Genomic DNA, 17,757 nt, shown 5'->3' with positions numbered 1-17,757 from the left:
CTCATAATTTATAAATATCTTTAAAAATAAAATATAGTTAATGAAATTAATTAATTATTAACTTGAGGCAGAAGTATAATGTCTAAGAGCAAATTTCCAGAAGAGTCTGCTAAAAATAAAAAACATACTACTTAATATTAGGCCAAAAAATAAAATATTAAATTTAAGTTCTCCGAGGATTGCCTCAGCAGGAAAAGTGGTAAGAAAAGCTACAGGTAAAACCAAAGTAAATATGAATCTCAAAATAACAGGATAAGCTGAAATAGGGTATCTACCTGCAGCTAACAAAGCCCTAAGAACTTCAGTAGCATTCCATGTCTTAACAAACCAAATACTTGATGAAGCAATTAGGAACCAAACAGAATAAAGAATAATAAAACCAATCAATAAGGAAATAATAAATACAAATAATGAGTAAATTGAAAAAGTTGAAACTGATTGAATGGTCGCCCAAAAAACAATTGAAAGTCCTAAAATAATTTCAGGCAATCCTGCAAAAGAAAACTTTTTGACTGATAGCCAAAATTGACTATCAATTGGTTTTAACAAAACATAATCGAGAGTACCCTCTCTAACGTAATTAACGATTTCTGTTAAATTTGGTCTTAAAAGAGCATTCGTTAAACCATCAAGAAATGTATAAACACCCTGAATAACTAATGCTGATTCCCAAGTCCAATCTCCTAATTGCCTTCCTCCAGTAAAGAAAAGGGATAATATAAATAAACTTCCCAAAAGAGTTCCTAACATAGCTAACAACTCAATCAAAAAATTTAATTGATATTCAAGTTGAGAAGCAAATGCTGTTGACCAAAATAATCTAATCGTTTTAAAGTAACGCTGCATATTAGGCTCCCATAGCTGTATATCTTTTTACACCAAGTTTCCAAAGAATGTTTACAGAAGGTACCAGTATAGAAATCCACAAAATCTGAGCTAAAAAGCCATTAAAAATATCAACTGGCATCCCGGATAAAATCTTTGCTGGAAAATTAATTAGATAGGGAAATGGCGTTAACATTGAAACTTTTAGAACGTTAGAAGGAAAGGCTGATAAAGGTACTAATAAACCAGAAAGAAAAAGATAAGGAACAAATATTAATCTCTCAAGAGCACTAGATTTTTCAGTCCAAAAACAAAGTGCAGCGACTAAACTTTGAAGAAGGAACGCGATAGTAAAAGCAAAGTGAGTTGATAAGTACGCCAGTAAAAATTGAGGTAATGAAGGAAGCCAAAAAGATGATGGATTTAATAAAAAGAAGGTAATAGCTATGGCTATTGCGAAAGGAAGTCTTGTTGCCTGCTCTGCCAAGTGAGATGCTACATATCTAAAGAGAGGATGCAAAGGCTGAAGCAAATATGGTGATAATCGACCAGAAAGAGAATCTTCCTCAAAAGAGAAGACAACCCAAACAACTGAAAATTGCCTAACTAGAAAAGCACTTAAAAAATATCTTGCCAAACCAATATCATTTAGACCAAATGAATTACCAACATCATTTTGACTCCAAAGAGAAAACATAATAAATGGTAGTACTCCAGATAAAGCCCACAAAGCTATCTCGATGCGATATTCCAACATGTATGCATATTGTGTTGTAAGTAAGGTCTTAATAACCTTGAAAGACAATCCAAATATTCTCAATTGACTTCTCCCTTTATAAATAATTCTCCTATTAATTGATCAATAGGAGGATCACTAATCTCTAAATCGATAATATCGAAATCAGTTAATAGATTACTTACTACAGCTGTCAATTTATCCCTTGAAACTAACAAACATATAAAACGATCTTTTAAATCTTGAATCTCACCATATTTTTCAAATTTTTCTCTTGCACATGGATTTTTCAATTCAACTTTTACCTCTCTTGATGGTGATAATGAATTAGACAGTGAATCAAGGTCACCATCATAAAAAAGCTTTCCTTTATGAATACAAATAACTCTTGGACATAATGCTGTTATGTCTGCCATGTAATGACTAGTTAGCAAAATTGTCGCACCAGTCCTTTTGTTGTATTCGGATAAAAAACTACGAACTCTAGCTTGAGCATTTACATCTAGACCAAGAGTAGGTTCATCTAGAAAAAGGACAGATGGTTTATGCAATAAAGCAGCAAGAATTTCAGATTTCATTCTTTGTCCTAACGACAACTTTCTTACAGGTCTTGTAAGTTCTTCTCCTAGTTCAAGCATTTCTGCTAATTCATTAATTCTTACTTTTGCTTCGTGGTCAGACAAACCATATACAGCTGCGTTGACATACAAAGAGTCCATGGGAGGAAGGTCCCAAATTAACTGCTGCTTTTGCCCCATAACCAAAGTTATCTCTTTTAGAAAAGCCGTTTGCCTTCTTTGAGGAGAAAAGCCACCAACATCAACTAACCCTGTCGATGGATGAATAAGACCACACATCATTTTTAATAATGTGGTCTTACCAGCTCCATTAGCCCCAAGAAATCCGACTACTTCTCCCCGTGAAATTTTAAAACTTATATCAGTTACGGCAGGTACATCATAAGTCTTTCGATCGAAAAAATGCCTAAGAGTACCCTTAAAACCAGGCTGTTTGTTTGCAACTCGATAATATTTACTCAGCTGATCTACAACGATCAAGTCACTAGGATTACTACGCAATTAATTTTCAAATGCTTCAACATTAAGATAAAACATTTTTGCCTACATAGCAGATAAAATCAACGTAAAGAAAAATCTATAGGTTGTTAAAATTAAATGGAAGAACAAAAATATGTAATAGCTATAGCTCTTGCAGAGCAAAATAATAAAAGATTAATGCCACTTGGAGGGAAAACCATTTCTGGAGTTGATATTTTAAGTAAATCGTCTAAGAAAGAAGTCGAAAAGATAATACTTGATTTATTACTAAGATTATTTCAAAGAACTACTGAAGGTAGTATTAAAATATCGAATGATGAAACTGGCTTATTACTAGCAGAAATGAGTTTTGAAAGTATGCATAATAATATTCCAGAAATTAAATCAAATTGGATTAATAGTGGAGATACAGATACTTTAATAGAGAAATTAAAGCCAAAATGCTCCAATCTTTGGAGTGTTCAATTCAAAAAACATGAAGGGATTATGTTTTTTGACTTAATAAAAAAGAAACTATCCTGAAATCTTTGATTGAGCTTTCTCAGCTTTGCGAATAATCTTCTGAGCCTCGTCACGAGACATACAAGACTCAGCTTTAGTTTGCAACTTTATAAGTTTCGCGTGCTGCTTTTCCAGTTTCATAAATCAGACTTAGACATTTAACAATATACATAATATTAACATACTTTTTTGAATCTGTAAATAAAATAAGTTAGCAAAAACCACTATTTAAATGAATTTTAGTGCTCTATTCTTTTATTTGAAATGTACCTATGAAGCACGGAAATATCTAGTTCACCTAAACCAGCTTGCATTAATCGTTGCTCAATCTCTTTTACTCTAGAGGCTATTGGTAAATCAATATTTATAGATTTAGCCATATCAATGGCAATAGATAAATCCTTATGATGTAACTCTAATTTGAATCCTAAGGGATGCTTATCAATCAACATTGCTTTTGATCTATTTTCTAATGGCCATGAATTCGCTGCTCCAACTTTTAAAGCAGTAATCACATCATCCATGGGCAACTCAAGCAATTTTCCTAATTCGATTGCCTCAGCTACAGCTGCATATGTTCCTGCAACTAATATCTGATTAAGAGCTTTGACTTGTTGACCTTTACCAACTCCATTAAAGTAATTTATTGATTTACCGAGCACTTCAAAGATCTTTTCAAAAGACTTACACTCTTTTTTACTTGCACCAATAAATAAAGAGAGTGATCCATTATGAGCACCTTCTGTTCCTCCTGAAACTGGACAGTCAACATAAAAAATATTTTGTTGAGCTAATCGTTTATGTATTGAGATAGATTTATTAGGACTTACTGTAGAGAAATCAATAACAAAAGAGTTAGGCTTCAGCTTGTCTGCTACTCCGTTATCACCAAATAGAACAGATTCAACCGCATCATCATCAGTAACACAAATCAAGAGGCCATCGCAGTCAGTAACAGCCTCTACAGGGTCAACAAAATATTTTTTATTGTAGTCCTTTTTTTGTTTATTTCTCTTATATAAATTCAATTCATAGCCATTATCAATGAGACGCTCAGACATGGGCTTCCCGATAGCGCCAAGACCAATAAAAGCTAGTTTCATCAAAATCGGGTTTTCATTCAAAACGAACTAAGAGTAATAAATTCAACAAACGTTTTAACTATTACGATAAAAAATTAATATGCTGCCAAAAGAAGAAAATATGATGCGATAATTAATTTATTGAATACTTAAGAAATTGACTAATTTTACAGATTCCAAGAATGCAACTCATCATTGGTATCCATTCTTGAAGTATCAAGAGGAATGTGAAGCAGCTGGGAAGGAAGCTAGTGTAAACGACTGGATGAGAGCTTCAGGGCAACTTCAAAACAGAATTGATTTTGAAGAAGCTAAGAAAGCAGCAGAAGCTGAAGCTCTTAAAGCAAAGGCTGAGGCACCCAAAAAAGAGGCTTAAATAATTAATTATCAATTAAGAAAAACCTTATATGTATAGGCTTTTTAAATAATTAGGATTAATACTTACAGATAATCAAGAAAATCTTGTGAAGATCTATCAAACTATTTCCGTGTATGTAATTCCTTTTACTAAAGTTATCTGATTAAGATCTTAGGAAATATAAAACCTAAGATCAAGACCAATTTTGATTCTTAAATAATGTCGAAGACCAAAACCCTAAATGTTCTTCTAGCCCCAGAAGGTCAATTACAGGGTAATGGACAATTAAGAGAATCCTTTCATGAGAGAAGGAGTCGCAAAGGTGAGGACTATCCTATGTGGTTCTTAAATTCTTCATTAGTTAACAAATTCAAAATTACTGAAGATGAAGGTTTTGAAGCCGTTATAGCGGAAGATTCAACAACGATTGCTTGGTTAAAACTTCGATTTGGTGGAGAAAGGTTAACTAAATCACTAGATATTGAAGAGCTTTGGCAGCATGCAAGTCAGCCCCCTGAACCTCCAGAAAGAAGAGATATAACACCTCCAAAATAAATATTCAATGAAACAAATTCACAAGATAACTATTCATCATAAACAGGAGGGAAAAACATATACCTTTGATGTCCCTGAAGGTGATTATATATTGAGAAATTTTGAATCAAAAGATGAAAATGGACAAATTATCGGAGACACATTGCCATTCTCTTGCAGAAATGGATGTTGTTCTGAGTGCGCAGTTAAGATAATTTCAGGGCAACTGGATCAACAAGCTTGTATTGGCCTCTCTAAAGAGATGAGGGATAAGGGATACGGATTGTTATGCGTTTCAAAAGCTATTGGGCCATTGGAATGCGTGACTCAAGATGAGGACGAAGTCTATAACGCTCAATTCGGAAAATATTTCAAAGGATTGGACACACAAGCTGGTAATCCATTTGATATTTGATTTTTCTTAATAGTCTTATTTATCTGTCCAAAAATTTAAAATATCCTGACCTGTAAAATTAACATTTTTATCATATCTCAAAGCATTTGTCTTCTCCATTGGGAGCGCAAATTGCTTAAATATCAAGGTTGCGAATTTAACAAATTTAACTGGTTTTGTTAAACCTTTAGCACTTACAAAAGCTCTGAAAGATTCAATAATTTTGTTTCTCAAATCCCAAAACTTTTTGTCTTCAAGATTAAACACCCAAGGGAAAGCATTTTTAGATGTGTGGTTTGTTCTTTTTATCACTTCCTCATCAAATTCCTTTGGATCAATACCAAGCAATTCATAAAACTCACCTCTTTCGCAAACTGTCAAAGTGTGTGTAAGGAAGACACTCCACAAGAAGAAACGACTTAATATCTTACCTCTAAATCCTTTGGTAATTCCTGGCCAACATCTCATCATTACTGTAAAACAATCACCATGTCTGTTCTCGTCTTGACACCATGGTTCAAAGAAATCAAAAAGAGGAGCAAAAGCCTGATCTGGATTAGCCTTAAGGTGCCTATCCATCAAGATGTATCTCCAATATCCAATTTTTTCTGAAAGATAAACAGAATATATAACCCAACTAATTGGGAACCAAGTCGCTGCCCTTTTACCGCCTAAATGAGGGAGATCCACTTCAATACCCTCTGCAACCAATGCTCTGCTTAGAAAGCCTGCATGTCTAGCTTCATCTCTAGCTAAAAACTGAAATAGTTTGCCAAGATCCCTATTTCCCTCTTTCTTCAAACGATTTGAAATCTCCTTGAATAGAAGGAATCCAGAAAACTCTGAGATAACTGATCTAACTAAATAACTTTCATAAGTCTCTTTAGCCTTCTGAGGCAATTCTTGCAATCTATCTAGACTTGCCTTCCTATCAAAATGAGTACAATTATAATCTGCTTTCATTTCTGAGAGCATTGCTTCAAACTCTTCCCGCGCATCAGTTAATTCTGTCTTAGCTGCTTTTTTAAATTCAGTTACGTAAAAACGAGGAGTTAAAAGGTTTTCATCTAGATGTGGCGGCAACTCATTTGTTCCGCGTGTATCAACTCTTAGTTTTGGGGAAGAAGAAGCTGTTGCGGTCATTCCTAATTATCAGGCAAGAACATAATTGTATGTCTTTATTTGAAAAAAAGGTGAATTTTTAATCAGGTAGTAATAGAGCTTTGCTTAAAACGACTAAAAAGGAGCTAAAAATTGATATTTCAAATTTATATTTAACAATTTATAGAAATCAGATTTAGAAAATTAATATTAATTATCATAGAAATATGAAAAAAATTGAATTAAATAATTAGCAAAAAGGTGTTTAGGAATGAATATCTTGCAAAGCTGAAACTGATAGAATTTGATTCTGCAATGCCTCTATCCCCTCTACAGCAGCACTAGCACCCTTCAAGGTTGTCAAAGTTGGGACAGAATAGTCAAGAGCTGCCTTTCTGAGATATTTATCATCATAAATTGCTTGACGTCCAATCGGAGTATTTATTACCAACTGAACCTTTCCTGATCTAATCATGTCCTCAATATTTGGTCTTCCTTCGTGAACCTTCAGAACCGTTTCTACCTTTAAATCAAATTTTTCAAGATACTTAGAAGTGCCAGATGTTGCCAAGACTGAAAACCCTAGCTCAATTAATTTTTTTGCTACGGGTATCAATGCAGGTTTATCACGATCATGAGTAGATAAGAAAACAAAACCGGAAGTAGGTAATCCCTCACCGGCTGCGAGTTCGGATTTTGCATAGGCCATTCCAAAAGTATTTGCAGATCCCATCACCTCTCCAGTTGAACGCATTTCTGGTCCTAAAACACTATCTGAGCCAGGAAAACGTCTAAAAGGCATAACAGCCTCTTTTATTGCTTGAAGTGGTGGAGTTGGTTCTTGATTTAAACCAATATCTTTTAATTTTTTACCTAAAAGTAACTGAGTTGCAATTTTTGCTAGAGGGATTCCAGTAGCTTTAGAAACGAAAGGAACTGTTCTTGATGCCCTTGGATTTGCCTCAATAATGAAAACGACTTCATTACCATCATCATCTCTTTTAACAGCAAATTGAAGGTTAATTAGACCAACCACATTTAGTTCAGTAGCCAGTGATTTTGTCCAATCTTTAATTGTATTTAATGATTTAGCAGATAGCGTTATGGAAGGAAGGCAACAAGCTGAATCACCAGAATGAATACCCGCGGGCTCAATGTGCTCCATTAAGCCTCCAATCACAACATTTTTGCTTTCATCACATAAAGCATCAACATCGACCTCAATTGCATTCTCTAAATATTGATCAATAAGGATTGGATGATCAGGCTCAACGTTTACAGCTTCTTTTATATATCGTTCCAACTCATCTTGCTCATAGACAATTTCCATAGCTCTACCACCAAGAACATATGAAGGCCTAACAACCAATGGATAGCCAACTTTATTGGCAACAACCAATGATTCTTCAAAAGTTCTAGCAAGACCATTTTTGGGTTGCCTAATATCCAATTTTCTCAAAACCTTGTCAAATTGCTCTCTGTCTTCAGCTAAATCAATTGAGATAGGGGATGTACCTAAAACTTTTGTTTGTAACTTTGAGTTTTCCGTTTTTTGTAACCAATTGACTATAGGTAAAGAGAGTTTTAAAGGGGTTTGACCTCCAAATTGAACAACTATTCCACAAGGTTCCTCAAATTCAATAACATTTAGAACATCTTCCAGAGTTAAAGGTTCAAAGTAAAGTATATCGCTTGTATCATAATCAGTAGAAACCGTTTCGGGGTTACTATTTATCATTATTGTTGTAAAATCTTCCTCTTGTGCTTGATAAGAAGCATGACAACAACAATAATCAAATTCAATACCTTGTCCAATACGATTTGGACCTCCTCCCAGAATTAAGATTTTATTTTTATTTTCATTTTTAATTTCGTTAAGATTAATATTTTTGATTATATTTCCATCATTATCAACCCTGTAGACTGGTCTTTCATATGTAGAATAATGATATGGTGTATTCGATGAGAATTCAGAGGCACATGTATCAACTGTTTTATAAACAGGTAATATTTTTAGGGAAGTTCTTTTAGATCTAATTGTTAATTCATCAGTATTAAGAGCAAAAGCAATCTGGCGATCAGAGAATCCTAGTTGTTTTAGTTTTAATAAAAAATTATGCTCTAATTGATTAATATTTTCAAACTTAAGTAATTGATCCTCTGCATTTACTATATTCCTAAGTTTTGATAAGAACCAAGGGTCTATTTTAGAAAAAGAAAAAATTTCATTATCACTTCTTCCATTCTTCATTGCTAAGCGAACATGCATTATTCTCTCTGGTGAAGGCGTCCTTAATAGTCTTTCTATTTCTGTAGAAGATAGATTCTGATCAACTCGATCACACCCCCAACCACTTAGTCCTGTTTCTAAAGATCGTATTGCCTTTTGAAAAGATTCTTCAAAACATCTTCCTATTGCCATTGCCTCCCCGACTGACTTCATTGAAGTAGTAAGAATTGAAGAACTCCCTGAGAATTTTTCAAATGCAAAACGGGGTATTTTAGTAACTACGTAATCAATTGAAGGTTCAAAACATGCGGGAGTCTTGCCAGTAATATCGTTAATAATCTCATCTAATCTATAACCAATAGCCAAAAGGGCAGCAATTTTAGCAATAGGAAAACCTGTAGCTTTACTTGCTAAAGCTGAAGATCTACTTACACGAGGATTCATCTCAATCACTATAATCTCACCATTATGTGGATTAATTGCAAATTGGATATTGCTACCACCAGTTGCTACGCCAATTTCTCTAATTATGGAAATTGAATAATCTCTTAAACGTTGAAATTCTCTGTCAGTTAAAGTTTGTGCAGGAGCTACTGTAATCGAATCTCCAGTGTGAACCCCCATAGGATCAACATTTTCTATACTGCATATAATTACAACATTATCTGATAAATCTCTCATAACCTCTAACTCAAATTCTTTCCAACCTAAAAGAGATTTTTCTATAAGTATTTGAGAAACAGGGCTAGCATCTAGTCCTGTTTTACATAATTCTAAAAACTCATCCTGGTTATAAGCAATACCGCCTCCACTTCCACCTAATGTAAAAGCAGGACGAATGATTTTAGGGAATGAAGAAATTTCATTTCCCACTATTACAGCTTCTTGGAGATCAGAAGCAATTCCAGATGGACATACTTCAACTCCAATATTATTCATGGCTATTTTAAATAAATTTCTATCCTCAGCTTTTTTAATTGCTTTAAGATCTGCACCAATTAATTCAATATTATATTTTTTTAAAATACCAGATTCAGCTAATTCTACTGAAATATTCAAAGCCGTTTGCCCACCCATTGTGGGCAAAAGAGCATCAGGTCTTTCTTTTTCTATAATTTGCTCAACAACTGAGGCTGTAAGAGGTTCAACGTAGGTCCTGTTTGCCGTTTCAGGATCCGTCATTATTGAAGCGGGGTTAGAATTAATTAAAATAACTTCAAAGCCTTCGCTTCTTAGCGCTTTACATGCCTGAGTACCGGAATAATCGAATTCACAGGCCTGTCCAATAACAATTGGTCCAGAACCTAGTATCAAAATTCGACGTATATCTTTACGCCGTGGCATGTGAATCTCTTGTAAACTTCATTTATGTCACGCATTCTAGGTATCTGTTTATCATCTACTGTCTAGATCGGCAAACTACTATTAAAGTTTAACCAACTTTCCGAATAAGAAACAAAGAGTATGAGCGAACTACAGCGCCTTAAAGGGCTGCTGCCACCAGAAAACCAAAGCTGGGTATTCATTGAAGCCGCAGCAGCAATAGACCCCCCCTTGATCACGCTTGAAGAAATTGGGCGAGATGAAGTCGAGATTCAAATTGATCTTGAGCAATGGGACTATTTAGCTCAAGATCATAGAAATTTGTTGTTTTGGCATGAGGTAGGACGCATTCAAAATGACACAATTCCTAGAGATGGCTGGGAAATGGCAGCTCTGGCAATAGGATTAGGTGGTGCTATTGGAGAATTATGGGTTCAAGATGGATTGTTACTTTTAATGGCAATTGGATTATCAGGCTTTGCAGGTTATCGACTTTACTTAAAAAATAATTCTGAGAAACGTTTACAAGATTCTATATCAGCTGACGAGAGAGCGATTGATCTCGCATGTAGATTCGGATATAGCGTTCCAAATGCTTATAAAAGTCTTGGTGGGGCTTTAAAAGATTTAGTAGAAAAATCAAGAAAGAAAAAAAAGAGAACATTTTATGAAGACAGATTAGAAGCACTCAGAAAAAGTGCTGAAAGAGCGCGTGCAGAAATGGCATCTCAAGAGGGGTCTAAAAAATCAGTTACGAGTGAAAATGTTTATGGATAGTAGTGTGTTAGTTGAACTAGCTGCAGTTGCTTGCGATGATAGAAAAGCAGGAGATATAAAACTTTTAAAAGTTGATGAAGTTTCAAGTATAGCTGATTGGATATTAATTACTGAAGGACTTTCTGATGTTCAAGTAAGGGCGATAGTTAATAATGTAGAGAAGACAATGAGAGAGGAAGCAGATCTGTTACCTCTCCGTAAAGAAGGAATAAATGAAGCTAAATGGGCATTATTAGATTATGGAGATCTAATAATTAATGTTTTTCAACCTAATGAAAGAAAATTCTATGATTTAGAATCATTTTGGAGCAATGGCATTATTCATGATTTTATAAATAATAAATTAATAAAACTAATAGATGAATAAAATAATATGCCCTGTGCCTGAGAGCCAAAGGCCATTGAATGAATTTAATAACATTAGAAATTCGTGGTTAATCTCCTGGCCTTTTTTAGAAAGAAATATCTTCTACCGGAAATTAACAGTTTGTTGGTTATTTATCACACCAGTTAGCTTAACAATATCTTATGGAAGCAATCACTTGAAAAACAACATTTTTGAACTTTTATTTGTAAGTCTAACTGTATCTCTTGCTTTTCCTATATTATTACTTATCAGACAATGGTTAAGTTGGACTTATATATATAAACGACTTAATTCCGAAAAAATTGAATATGAAGAATCTGGTTGGTACGATGGACAGATTTGGGAAAAACCAATCAATTGGAGAGCAAAAGATTTACTCATAGCTCAAAATCAAATCAAACCTATTTTAAATCATTTAGAAGTAATAATAATACTCTTAGTATCAGTTGTTATAGTTTCATTATTATTTATATTTTTAGGAATGAATTAATATATGAATTTACAAAATAATATATCTAACCACGACAAAAATTCTATAAAGGTTCTAGTAAAAAGGGGTTCAAGTGTTGAATCCATTCATAGAGCCCACGCTTCAATATGTGATACGAAAGGCAGAACATTAATGAAAGCAGGATTTCCTGAATATGAAACTTTCATTCGATCAGCTTTAAAACCTTTCCAAGCATTGCCTTTCCTCACAAGTGGCACTTTGGAAAAATATAATTTAGATAACAAGACATTAGCTCTGGCATGTGGTTCTCATTGTGGTTCATCAGTTCATGCGAGAACAGCATTCAAGCTCCTTTGGAATTCAGATATAGATATAAAAGAACTGAAATGCCCAATCCCACAAAACAGAGAAAGTAGGCTTCAACACAATTGCTCAGGAAAACATTCAGCATTTCTCGCAACCTGCAAAAAAATGAACTGGGATCTAGATAGCTATTTAATGGGACATCATCCACTGCAGATAGAAATTTTCAGAAGAGTTTCCGAGTTACTAAAAATACCAGCTGAAGAATTAATTGCCGAAAGAGATGACTGTGGTGCACCAACTTTACTTTTGCGTTTATCTCAAATGGCTATTTTATATGCTCATTTATCTAGATCTGACCAACCTGAATTTGAAAAAATAACGCGTGCAATGATAAACCATCCAGACCTACTTGCTGGAGAAGGATATTTTGATTCGGAATTAATAAAAAGAAGTCATAAGCAAATAATTAGCAAAGGTGGAAGTGAAGGGATCCAATGTATTGGTTTAATGGGGGAAGGTATTGGACTCTCAATAAAGGTTGAAGATGGATCAAAAAGAGCAAAACATGCTGTAGCCATACATCTTCTCCGACAGCTAGAGTGGATCACCCCATCGGCAATTGAAGAACTAGATGAAATCATCCTTCAGAAAAATCCAGGAATCTATATAGAGGTTGAGGGGAAATTACAGGTCCCTTAAGACAAACAAAGCAGTCATTAATGTCACATAAAGATGTATGCTTTATTAACAACGCGGGGTAGAGCAGTCTGGTAGCTCGTCGGGCTCATAACCCGAAGGTCGGAAGTTCAAATCTTCCCCCCGCCACCAAAATTTAGTTAATTGAATAATTATTTATATTCAATTATATGACTATTAATAAATCTATTTCAAGAAAATATCCAGCGGCATTAATCCTACCTGGAGATGCATTTGATACAGAAAGATATCAACTAATGGGCAGAAGAGTTGCGGGCAAAGAATTCGCGAAAGGAATAGTGAATAATTTGTACCAAGGTGAAGAATTAGATATCTTAGTTAATTCAGTGAAAGAAAAAGAATATTTAAACACAATTCTAAATCCATATCTAATTAAAAATACTTCGCTAAATATACATACAAAAATTAGTAAATTCAATCTTAATGAAATTGAGAATATACATATCCCAGGTCCAGATTTAGAAAAATGGTCAGCTATACGAGCAAATTACAGTCCCAATAAATTTTCAATTACAGGGATAATCCACACACTTTGCTCAAACAAAGTAATAAATGGTTTTAAAGAATATATTTTTGGAGGTTTAGAGTCTTGGGATGCTCTAGTATGTACCTCATCATGCGGGAGGGAAGTAGTAAATAGAACGATTGATTTCTTTCATGAATCATTTGAAAGGAAGTACAATATAAAACTCACAAAGAAAAAACGTCCTGAATTATATACCATTCCTCTTGCTGTCAATGATATTACATATGATATATCATTAACAAGAAAAGAAAAGAGATTAAAGGCAAGGAATAAGCTAGGAATTTCTAAAGATGCAATTGTAATTTTATTTCTAGGCCGTCTATCATTTCACGGGAAGGCACATCCCTTAGCCATCTATAGATCAATATCCAAGCTAAGTACAGAGATAAAGGATAAACAAATAGTATTATTGGAATGTGGTACTTTTGCAAATGAGACTATTGAAAAACTCTACAATAGTCTCATTTTCTCATTTAGAAATCTAACCATAAAAAGAGTCGGAGGTATAGAACAAGCGACAGAAGAGGCAAAGATAGACTCACTTAATGCCGCAAATATTTTTATTTCACTGTCAGATAATATTCAAGAAACATTTGGCCTTACAGTAATTGAAGCGATGGCTGCGGAGCTTCCATGTATTGTGAGTGATTGGAATGGATATAAAGACTTAGTAAAAGAGAACGAAACTGGATATCTTATCCCGACTAAATATGCCGTTGGATCTAAAGAAGCAATAAATCATATAGAATTAGATTATAAAATCGAAAAAATAAACTTTGATTATATGATAGGTCTAAAATCAATGAAAACGGTTATAGATGAGAACGCTTTAAATGATAAATTAAAGTTTCTAATTGATAACAAAGAAATCAGAGAAAATATGGGCTATAAAAGTAAGCAAAGGTGGAAAGAATTATTTAGTTGGCAAGTTGTAAGCCATCAATATCGAAAACTATGGCTTAACTTAAAAGAAAGAAGAGATAGTTACAATGAAATAAATACTTCTATTCGTTTTCATCCTTCTATCGACTACATCTTTAAAGACTATTCAACTGCAATCTATAATGAGAAAGAGTTATTTGTTGATAGCGATTCTACAAAACCAGAAATGTTATTATTCCCCTTACATTCAAAATTGGTTGAAATTATTACAAGTAAAAAAACAAAGCAAATAATAGAATTAATCAAGCAGAACAAATCTATTAAAGAAAAAGAATTAGAGATTATTGGGATTGAAAAAGATAAGCGGCAGGAAGTAATGGCATTAATAGAAAAATTAGGTATTGCAAAAAATAAATCCAAACGAGTCTGATTCTGCTATAGAATATTTTTAATCTTCGCGGGGTAGAGCAGTCTGGTAGCTCGTCGGGCTCATAACCCGAAGGTCGGAAGTTCAAATCTTCCCCCCGCCACCAATTCCAAAAAAGCCTGTTATGACAGGCTTTTTTTATGCATATATGATACTTTTAGACTCGTTAAATATATATATTTTGAGCTCTATAGAATTAAAAATATAGTAATTAGCAATAGTAGACCTATTCCAGCAATTGGATTAATAGCTAATTATATAAAATGATCATCTCGTCGGGCTCGCAACCCGAAGGTCTGGAGTAAAAAACTCCCTATAAAAAGAGAAATTAGTTCAAAGTCTTCTTAGAACGAATTACGACAATTATTGGAAAAATAGGCAAGATAGCTAAAATAGAAAAAAAAATTATGCTAAATAATATTTTTAAAAAAATTGCTCTAACAACTGCCTTGTCGGTAACTTTCTTTATTGGTGAAGCGAATGCGAACTTAAATCAACAAAAATACATTAAAGATTGGGATTACGATCTTCAACTTAACGACAAAGAGCGAGATGCAGAATTCAATATCAATAAACAACAAACTGAAAAAATTAACTACGAAAGACAAAATAAAGACTCAGTATCCAAAGGAACACAACAGTTACTTGGCTTTCTAGGAGGAGGACCACTAGGAGTAAAGCTATCTCCAATTGTTTATAATTATTTTGGAGGTAATTTAATTATTTGGGCTCTAGTTGGAGCAATCGCTGGTGGTTTTATATGGTCAATTCAAGTGTCCTTATTCATAGGAATACTTTCAGCTATAGGTTCAATATTTAGTTTAATCTTTAAACCAGAAGAGAAGTAAGAAAAATTTTTTAACTAATATAGTCTTTAGAATACTGGCCAATAAATCTAAGAAAGGAAGATAAAAGTAAGATAATAATATTCGTGATTAATATTCTTTGATTACTAATATTTCCAATCGCATATTTAATTCTCAGCTGCTTATCCCAAGGAGTTTGTTTGTTATCCTCGTAATACCTAAAAGCAATAAAATTTGCTAGAACAATAAGAAAAGGTATTCCAAAAGCATTACCCCTAATCAAAACTTGTAAAGAACGTTTAACAGCTTTCCTTAGACTTAATTTAGAACCATCTTCGTTGAGAACTTTAATTGAATATAAAAACTTACCAGGTGTCGCACCCCAAAGCACATAACAAAAAGGTTCAAAGAATATGTAGATAAATGGTATTACAATTAGGAATTGAAATAGTGTAATATTTGTATTTCTAGATCCCCAAATAATGAGTACTGGGACATAACATATAAAACCAACTAAAATCAAATCAAATAATCGAGCAAAATATCTAGCCCAGGGTATTGTTCTATTATTTAAAGACTTTTTCTCACTTGAACTATCATTAGAAGAATCATCACTATCAATATCTCTAACAGGCATAGCTTTTCATTTGTTTATTCTCTAATAGTAACCTAAAAACTTATAGATTAGCTGGCTAATCTTTTCTATAATTGATTTCCTCCACATTCTTTAATCGCTTTACCAAACATTGTTGAGAACCCTGCTTGCAGAGATTTTGCACGCCAAGAATCTTCTTTAGCCTTTCTCATAACATTAAAGCCATTTAACATTTCTTTTTTCTGCCAACTTGTATCAGGAAACTTATTCCATACACAGGTACAAAGATTAGAAACTTCATTATCATTTGGATTTGAGTAATAATTTAATGTGAACTGAGGAAGAGGCTCCTTACAATAAACTACTTTCTCGTCTTTATTAAAATATGATTTATCCCTAAAATAGTCTACGTTAGATTGCAATATATTCATTAAATTGGCATTAAATTCTGGATCATATCCTGGCGAATTAAAACAATCATCACCTGAAAAATTCTTTATATATTCAGCTGCTTCTTTAACTTTAGGGTTATTAATAATTTCAGTGCTATAACCTTTTTTATTTAAATTCTTCCTTGTCAAAAATAATACTTCGGACATAGATATTAAACCATTGGAATGATGACAAAGTGCTGCACCTAAAGTCCCTGCAGCATATGCTTTCTCTTTCAAAGAGGAATCACTAAATACAGGTTTAACCAAAAGGCCTGCACTTAAAGCAAGAAGAAAGAAGCGTTTCATTATATTTTCTCCAAACTTTCAGTTAATCCTCTAACCACATTATAAAAGAAGTCCAAATCAAGAGTTTCAACAGTATCCGTAGGCTCGTGATAATTAGGATTCCTCAAGAATGAGGTATCAGTAATCATCATCGCGTTAAAACCTTGATCCCAAAAAGGACTGTGATCACTAAGACGAACATCAGCCAGAACATCACCTTTCAAAGGTACAGGGAGAACTTTAGTTGGAAGAAACTTACCCATGCTTGACGACAAACTAGGCAACATTAAAGAACAACCCGTATTCGCAACTAATGCAATGAAATCTCCTTTTTCACCAAACAACTTTTTCATTACAGGCAATGGATAATCCTGTTTATCAGATGTGAAGGCAAGCATCTCAAGACTGATCATTAGCTTGAGCTTTTGACCTTTTGCTTTTAACTCTTTTGATAGCGCTTTACTTCCAAGTAGTCCCCATTCCTCTTGATCAAAAGCCACAAACCAAATAGGTCTATCATGAGGTGTTTTTCTGCAATGTTCAACAAGTGCAAATAATGCAGCTAATCCACTTGCATTGTCATCGGCACCTGGAGATTTAATTGGTCCGTCATAGTGTGCACCTATAAGAAGGGGATCTAGTTTTGGATTTATTCCTTGAATTTTAAGAATGTAATTAATTCCTTCTTCTGAACCTTCTTTAAATGAATGTTCTAGAACTTTGCCATAAGAAGAGAGGCGATTTTTGACATAAATACGAACACTCATTAATCCAAGAGGATCCCATTTTGAATGACGAGGAATAGCTATCTGCTTTATGTCCTCCAGGAGCTGTTTTTTATTCATGATTAATTACTAATGAAATAGCTACTAGATTTAGGCGTTAGGATTTGAGCAATAAAAAAAGCCCTCGCAAAGAGGGCTCACTTAAGAGTGATTAGATTTTGAATTTGCTTTTAAAAGATTTTCTGTGAGTCGATTATGTATTACTTGGTTTGAATTTGTCATTTTTTAGCTATACAAATTGTTGTTTAAGCATTTCT

At 33.7% G+C, this 17,757-nt stretch carries 20 protein-coding genes and 2 tRNA genes; 12 read left to right on the top strand and 10 right to left on the bottom strand.

The window, feature by feature from the left end; genetic code table 11:
* Positions 1-57: 57 nt before the first annotated feature.
* From O5639_RS01320 to O5639_RS01310, 3 genes are read right to left on the bottom strand one after another with little or no spacing between them, the layout of a single operon-like run.
* Positions 58-846, bottom strand: a complete 789-nt coding sequence (locus O5639_RS01320) for an ABC transporter permease (RefSeq protein ID WP_269624717.1) — start codon at positions 844-846, stop codon at positions 58-60.
* Between the two features lies 1 nt (position 847).
* Positions 848-1,645 (bottom strand): ABC transporter permease, encoded by a 798-nt coding sequence (locus tag O5639_RS01315; protein ID WP_269624716.1) that lies wholly within the window; start codon positions 1,643-1,645, stop codon positions 848-850.
* Entirely contained in the window at positions 1,642-2,640 is a 999-nt protein-coding gene (locus O5639_RS01310) for an ABC transporter ATP-binding protein (protein ID WP_269624715.1), read from the bottom strand. The genes O5639_RS01315 and O5639_RS01310 overlap by 4 nt, the downstream gene beginning before the upstream one ends.
* 96 nt (positions 2,641-2,736) lie before the next feature.
* Here O5639_RS01310 and O5639_RS01305 point away from each other — a divergent pair, with 96 nt between their 5' ends.
* Positions 2,737-3,141, top strand: a complete 405-nt coding sequence (locus O5639_RS01305) for a hypothetical protein (protein ID WP_269624714.1) — start codon at positions 2,737-2,739, stop codon at positions 3,139-3,141.
* Here the strand turns inward: O5639_RS01305 and O5639_RS01300 are convergent.
* Both O5639_RS01300 and O5639_RS01295 read right to left on the bottom strand, forming a co-directional pair.
* Positions 3,133-3,261, bottom strand: a complete 129-nt coding sequence (locus tag O5639_RS01300) for a hypothetical protein (protein ID WP_269624713.1) — start codon at positions 3,259-3,261, stop codon at positions 3,133-3,135. The genes O5639_RS01305 and O5639_RS01300 overlap by 9 nt on opposite strands.
* A gap of 98 nt (positions 3,262-3,359) precedes the next feature.
* Positions 3,360-4,223: an NAD(P)-dependent oxidoreductase gene (locus O5639_RS01295; RefSeq protein ID WP_269624712.1), complete on the bottom strand. Its 864-nt coding sequence runs from the start codon at positions 4,221-4,223 to the stop codon at positions 3,360-3,362.
* 136 nt (positions 4,224-4,359) lie between these two features.
* On the opposite strand from O5639_RS01295, the gene O5639_RS01290 reads away from it, so the two are divergent.
* The 3 genes from O5639_RS01290 (at position 4,360) to O5639_RS01280 (ending at position 5,509) form a co-directional block, all read left to right on the top strand.
* Positions 4,360-4,578, top strand: a complete 219-nt coding sequence (locus tag O5639_RS01290) for a hypothetical protein (RefSeq protein ID WP_036907367.1) — start codon at positions 4,360-4,362, stop codon at positions 4,576-4,578.
* A gap of 201 nt (positions 4,579-4,779) precedes the next feature.
* On the top strand, positions 4,780-5,115 hold the full coding sequence (locus O5639_RS01285; protein ID WP_269624711.1) for a hypothetical protein: 336 nt from the start codon (positions 4,780-4,782) through the stop codon (positions 5,113-5,115).
* A gap of 7 nt (positions 5,116-5,122) precedes the next feature.
* Positions 5,123-5,509 carry a 2Fe-2S iron-sulfur cluster-binding protein gene (locus O5639_RS01280; RefSeq protein WP_269624710.1) on the top strand — a complete coding sequence of 129 codons (387 nt, stop codon included), beginning with the start codon at positions 5,123-5,125 and terminating at the stop codon, positions 5,507-5,509.
* Between the two features lie 15 nt (positions 5,510-5,524).
* On the opposite strand, the gene acsF is transcribed toward O5639_RS01280, so the two are convergent.
* On the bottom strand, positions 5,525-6,631 hold the full coding sequence (gene acsF, locus O5639_RS01275) for a magnesium-protoporphyrin IX monomethyl ester (oxidative) cyclase (protein WP_269624709.1): 1,107 nt from the start codon (positions 6,629-6,631) through the stop codon (positions 5,525-5,527).
* Positions 6,632-6,854: 223 nt separating this feature from the next.
* On the bottom strand, positions 6,855-10,163 hold the full coding sequence (gene carB / locus O5639_RS01270) for a carbamoyl-phosphate synthase large subunit (protein ID WP_269624708.1): 3,309 nt from the start codon (positions 10,161-10,163) through the stop codon (positions 6,855-6,857).
* A 120-nt stretch (positions 10,164-10,283) separates the two neighbouring features.
* Here carB and O5639_RS01265 point away from each other — a divergent pair, with 120 nt between their 5' ends.
* The 8 genes from O5639_RS01265 (at position 10,284) to O5639_RS01230 (ending at position 15,443) form a co-directional block, all read left to right on the top strand.
* On the top strand, positions 10,284-10,919 hold the full coding sequence (locus O5639_RS01265; RefSeq protein ID WP_269624707.1) for a DUF3318 domain-containing protein: 636 nt from the start codon (positions 10,284-10,286) through the stop codon (positions 10,917-10,919).
* Positions 10,912-11,286 (top strand): ribosome silencing factor, encoded by a 375-nt coding sequence (rsfS, locus tag O5639_RS01260; RefSeq protein ID WP_269624706.1) that lies wholly within the window; start codon positions 10,912-10,914, stop codon positions 11,284-11,286. Before O5639_RS01265 ends, rsfS begins: the two co-directional genes overlap by 8 nt.
* A complete protein-coding gene (locus O5639_RS01255) occupies positions 11,279-11,776 on the top strand; it encodes a CGLD27 family protein (protein WP_269624705.1) in 498 nt (165 codons plus the stop codon). The genes rsfS and O5639_RS01255 overlap by 8 nt, the downstream gene beginning before the upstream one ends.
* Positions 11,777-11,779: 3 nt before the next feature.
* Complete coding sequence (locus O5639_RS01250) at positions 11,780-12,742, top strand: asparaginase (RefSeq protein ID WP_269624704.1); 963 nt, start codon at positions 11,780-11,782, stop codon at positions 12,740-12,742.
* Positions 12,743-12,794: 52 nt separating this feature from the next.
* Positions 12,795-12,871: transfer RNA gene (locus O5639_RS01245), tRNA-Met, on the top strand.
* A 38-nt stretch (positions 12,872-12,909) separates the two neighbouring features.
* Entirely contained in the window at positions 12,910-14,598 is a 1,689-nt protein-coding gene (locus O5639_RS01240; RefSeq protein ID WP_269624703.1) for a glycosyltransferase family 4 protein, read from the top strand.
* A 26-nt stretch (positions 14,599-14,624) separates the two neighbouring features.
* Positions 14,625-14,701: transfer RNA gene (locus tag O5639_RS01235), tRNA-Met, on the top strand.
* Between the two features lie 301 nt (positions 14,702-15,002).
* Entirely contained in the window at positions 15,003-15,443 is a 441-nt protein-coding gene (locus O5639_RS01230) for a hypothetical protein (protein WP_269624702.1), read from the top strand.
* Between the two features lie 10 nt (positions 15,444-15,453).
* Here the strand turns inward: O5639_RS01230 and O5639_RS01225 are convergent, their stop codons facing one another.
* The 3 genes from O5639_RS01225 to O5639_RS01215 all read right to left on the bottom strand — a co-directional run bounded on the left by O5639_RS01225 (position 15,454) and on the right by O5639_RS01215 (position 17,560).
* The gene (locus O5639_RS01225; RefSeq protein WP_269624701.1) at positions 15,454-16,038 is read right to left on the bottom strand and encodes an RDD family protein; all 585 of its coding nucleotides are present in this window, start codon (positions 16,036-16,038) and stop codon (positions 15,454-15,456) included.
* A 65-nt stretch (positions 16,039-16,103) separates the two neighbouring features.
* Positions 16,104-16,736 carry a hypothetical protein gene (locus tag O5639_RS01220; protein WP_269624700.1) on the bottom strand — a complete coding sequence of 211 codons (633 nt, stop codon included), beginning with the start codon at positions 16,734-16,736 and terminating at the stop codon, positions 16,104-16,106.
* Positions 16,736-17,560: a M28 family peptidase gene (locus O5639_RS01215; protein ID WP_269624699.1), complete on the bottom strand. Its 825-nt coding sequence runs from the start codon at positions 17,558-17,560 to the stop codon at positions 16,736-16,738. The genes O5639_RS01220 and O5639_RS01215 overlap by 1 nt, the downstream gene beginning before the upstream one ends.
* Positions 17,561-17,757: the final 197 nt, after the last annotated feature.

Origin of the sequence: Prochlorococcus marinus str. MIT 1214 (assembly GCF_027359355.1) — a bacterium.
Classification (GTDB): Bacteria; Cyanobacteriota; Cyanobacteriia; order PCC-6307; family Cyanobiaceae; genus Prochlorococcus_B; species Prochlorococcus_B marinus_F.
This window is presented reverse-complemented; position numbering and strand designations above follow the sequence as displayed.

Bases quoted from the DNA above. Each gene is read 5' to 3' on its own strand.
- O5639_RS01285 (WP_269624711.1), top strand. From the start codon at position 4,780: ATGTCGAAGACCAAAACCCTAAATGTTCTTCTAGCCCCAGAAGGTCAA.
- O5639_RS01300 (WP_269624713.1), bottom strand. From the start codon at position 3,261: ATGAAACTGGAAAAGCAGCACGCGAAACTTATAAAGTTGCAAACTAAA.
- O5639_RS01230 (WP_269624702.1), top strand. From the start codon at position 15,003: ATGCTAAATAATATTTTTAAAAAAATTGCTCTAACAACTGCCTTGTCG.
- O5639_RS01225 (WP_269624701.1), bottom strand. From the start codon at position 16,038: ATGCCTGTTAGAGATATTGATAGTGATGATTCTTCTAATGATAGTTCA.
- O5639_RS01250 (WP_269624704.1), top strand. From the start codon at position 11,780: ATGAATTTACAAAATAATATATCTAACCACGACAAAAATTCTATAAAG.
- O5639_RS01280 (WP_269624710.1), top strand. From the start codon at position 5,123: ATGAAACAAATTCACAAGATAACTATTCATCATAAACAGGAGGGAAAA.
- carB (WP_269624708.1), bottom strand. From the start codon at position 10,163: ATGCCACGGCGTAAAGATATACGTCGAATTTTGATACTAGGTTCTGGA.
- rsfS (WP_269624706.1), top strand. From the start codon at position 10,912: ATGGATAGTAGTGTGTTAGTTGAACTAGCTGCAGTTGCTTGCGATGAT.
- O5639_RS01240 (WP_269624703.1), top strand. From the start codon at position 12,910: ATGACTATTAATAAATCTATTTCAAGAAAATATCCAGCGGCATTAATC.
- O5639_RS01215 (WP_269624699.1), bottom strand. From the start codon at position 17,560: ATGAATAAAAAACAGCTCCTGGAGGACATAAAGCAGATAGCTATTCCT.
- O5639_RS01305 (WP_269624714.1), top strand. From the start codon at position 2,737: ATGGAAGAACAAAAATATGTAATAGCTATAGCTCTTGCAGAGCAAAAT.
- acsF (WP_269624709.1), bottom strand. From the start codon at position 6,631: ATGACCGCAACAGCTTCTTCTTCCCCAAAACTAAGAGTTGATACACGC.
- O5639_RS01320 (WP_269624717.1), bottom strand. From the start codon at position 846: ATGCAGCGTTACTTTAAAACGATTAGATTATTTTGGTCAACAGCATTT.
- O5639_RS01265 (WP_269624707.1), top strand. From the start codon at position 10,284: ATGAGCGAACTACAGCGCCTTAAAGGGCTGCTGCCACCAGAAAACCAA.
- O5639_RS01220 (WP_269624700.1), bottom strand. From the start codon at position 16,736: ATGAAACGCTTCTTTCTTCTTGCTTTAAGTGCAGGCCTTTTGGTTAAA.
- O5639_RS01255 (WP_269624705.1), top strand. From the start codon at position 11,279: ATGAATAAAATAATATGCCCTGTGCCTGAGAGCCAAAGGCCATTGAAT.
- O5639_RS01295 (WP_269624712.1), bottom strand. From the start codon at position 4,223: ATGAAACTAGCTTTTATTGGTCTTGGCGCTATCGGGAAGCCCATGTCT.